At 61.1% G+C, this 2,749-nt stretch carries 3 protein-coding genes; 1 reads left to right on the top strand and 2 read right to left on the bottom strand.

Features of this window, described 5'->3' with window-relative positions; all coding sequences use genetic code 11:
* Together AC04SI_RS33195 and AC04SI_RS33190 are read right to left on the bottom strand one after the other, a co-directional pair.
* The coding region (locus tag AC04SI_RS33195) for a hypothetical protein (RefSeq protein WP_488475720.1) at positions 1-197 on the bottom strand (197 nt) is incomplete at its 3' end.
* 98 nt (positions 198-295) lie between these two features.
* The gene (locus tag AC04SI_RS33190; RefSeq protein WP_404274417.1) at positions 296-730 is read right to left on the bottom strand and encodes a GFA family protein; all 435 of its coding nucleotides are present in this window, start codon (positions 728-730) and stop codon (positions 296-298) included.
* Between the two features lie 126 nt (positions 731-856).
* Here AC04SI_RS33190 and AC04SI_RS33185 point away from each other — a divergent pair, with 126 nt between their 5' ends.
* Complete coding sequence (locus AC04SI_RS33185; protein ID WP_404274419.1) at positions 857-2,614, top strand: adenylate/guanylate cyclase domain-containing protein; 1,758 nt, start codon at positions 857-859, stop codon at positions 2,612-2,614.
* The last annotated feature ends 135 nt before the right edge of the window (positions 2,615-2,749 follow it).

Here is a 2,749-nt window from a genome sequence, read left to right as displayed (position 1 = left end):
GCGAGACCGGTCAGGCCGGGAACAGGGATAACCCATGCGATGTCGGAGGCATCATAGCCTGCAAAGCAGATTGGGACCTTGTTCGCCGACCCCATCAGGGCCAGCAGCTTCGAACGGCTGCATGAACAGGCCGGACAGAAGACTGCACCGACCAATGCGCCAGAACAACGAATTACCTCTTGCAATACGGGAGCCATCCACAGAAGACATCGCCGGCGACCAAGGTGGTTGCGCCATGACCCGACATTTGTGCTGGATGCAGCGAAGGTCGCGATCCGATCCTCGCGGAGGACCTTCAATCCGAAAGCATATCGCCCGATCCGCCGAGTTCCTCAGGCAGGTCTTTCAGCTTGGGAAGGCTATCCTTCATTGGAAGAACCGTCTCCTGGTAATGGACGTGAACTGCCGGTTCGAACTTGAGCGACGGAATGAGCGGGGCGTACACGTCGACAAGGTTCCAGGCCGGCAGTTCGGAGAAAAGATGCCCTCCGCAGGCCGTGCACCAGCGGCGCAGACTTCTTCCGCTACGACTGTAGGTCGCGATGTTTTCGGCTCCCTTCAATATGGTCAAGGCGGACGGGGGCCAAAGAGTGAAGCCGTTGACCGGTGCCCCCGACCAATGGCGACAGGAATTGCAGTGACAATAGCCCATCGCGACCGGTTGCCCGGTGACGCTGAACTCGACTGAACCGCAAAAGCATTTTCCCGTATGCGTTTCAGCGCTGCTCATGACAGGCTCCCGCACGAATGAGGGGTGCTAAGTTCCCAGACGATGTTGCCAACGATCGACGGCGGAGGCAATAGATGTCGAGGAATTCGGCCCGCAACCATGGTCTTGCCGTAGCGGGAGGTAGCCGTGCCGCAACGCGTTATCAGACGGCTAGCAGCGATCGTCGCACTTGACGTCGTCGGCTACAGCCGACTTACCGGCCTCGACGAGGAAGGAACGTTGGCCCGCCTAAAGATATTGCGGGACGCCATTATCGAGCCGGCGATCGCAGATGCACATGGGCGCATCGTCAAGACAATGGGTGACGGGCTTCTGATCGAATTCCCGAGTTCTGTGGATGCCGTTCGTTGTGCCATCGTGATCCAAAGCGGGATGGCGACCCGCAGTTCTGATACCGAGGCGGACCGGCGCGTGGAGTTGCGCATCGGAGTTCACGTCGGCGACGTCGTGGTCGATGGCACCGACCTCCTTGGGGACGGCGTCAACATTGCCGCACGGCTCGAGGGTGTAGCTCCCGCGGGAGGGGTCTCGATCTCGGAGGACGTCTGGCGCCAGGTCGACGGCAAGGTGGCCACCACCTTCTCTGACATGGGCGAGGTCGTTCTGAAGAACATCTCGCGACCCGTCCGCGTCTATCGCGCCAACCTTGGCAAGGAAAGCACGGACCAGCCCCCGTCGCACGCGATGACTCGGGAAGACCTGCCGACGATCGCCGTGATGCCGTTCTCAAACCTGAGCGGCGATCCGGACCAGGAGTTCTTTGCAGATGGCCTCGCCGAGGACATCATCACCACCCTGTCCAAGCTCTCGGGCCTGCGGGTGATCGCCCGCAATTCCAGCTTCATCTACAGGGACCGGGTCGCTGACGTCCGGGACGTGGCCAAGCAACTGGGCGTGCGCCATGTCCTTGAGGGCAGCGTCCGGCGGAGCGGCTCTCGCATTCGCATCTCGGTGCAGCTTATCGACGGGCGGTCCGGCTCTCCCATCTGGGCTGAGCGCTACGACCGCACCATCGAGGACATCTTTGCCGTCCAGGACGAGATCACCCTCGTCCTTGCCACGGAGCTGCAGGTCAGTTTGACGGAGGGTGAACAGGCACGGCTTCAGTACACGACAACGAGCAATGTGGAGGCTTGGACCCAATGGGTTCACGGCCTTTCTTATTACCGACAGGCGGTGACGAAGGAGAACTGCGGTCGGGCGCTTCCCCATTGGGAGAAGGCGCTGGCCCTCGACCCTGGCTCGGCGGCGCTCAACGGAATGCTTGGCCTGCTCCATTATGTGGATGCCCGCTTTGGTTGGTGGGATACCCGCGAGACGGCTCAGCATAAGGCGCGATCCTACGCCGACAAGGCTCTCGAACTCGATTCTGAAAGTGCCGTTGCCTTCACGACGTCGAGCCTTGTGCTCCTGCTGGAGGGACGCTTTGATGAGGCCGCCGCCCATGCCAGAAAGGCCGTCGAACTGGCTCCGGGGTCTGCCGACGCGGCGAGCTTCGCGAGCTTCGTATTCGCCTCCGCAGGTCTCCCCGAGAAGGCCATCGAGTACAGTGAGAGGGCGACGAAGCTCAGTCCCAAGTATCCAGGATATTACCTCGGACATCTCGGCCACGCCTATCGCCTCGCAGGTCATTTTGAGATTGCGATCGCAGCGTTCAAGGCTTACGAGGCGCGCAATCCCGGCTTCGGCCTCGTCGACCTCGTGATTGCATATTGCCAGAGCGGACGTGCTGATTTAGCCGAGCAAACAGCCAAGCGTCTTCTATCCCGACATCCTGACTTCACCATTCGAAGATGGGCTTCGACCCAAATCCGACGCGATCCCACGCAACTTGAGGCCGAGAAGGCCGCCCTTCGTTCCAGTGGCCTGCCGCTCGGGGACTAGACAGCTCAAGAGGCGACTTCGGCCGAACGTGTGCGCATCGCGCAGCCCGACCCACGGCACGACGGGCCGCAGCGGTCGCAATCGACCTGAAGGTCCGCAATTAAAGATCTGAGGTTCGAAGCTGCCAGTCCGCTA

This window comes from Mesorhizobium sp. CNPSo 4689, from assembly GCF_057784325.1.
This window is presented reverse-complemented; position numbering and strand designations above follow the sequence as displayed.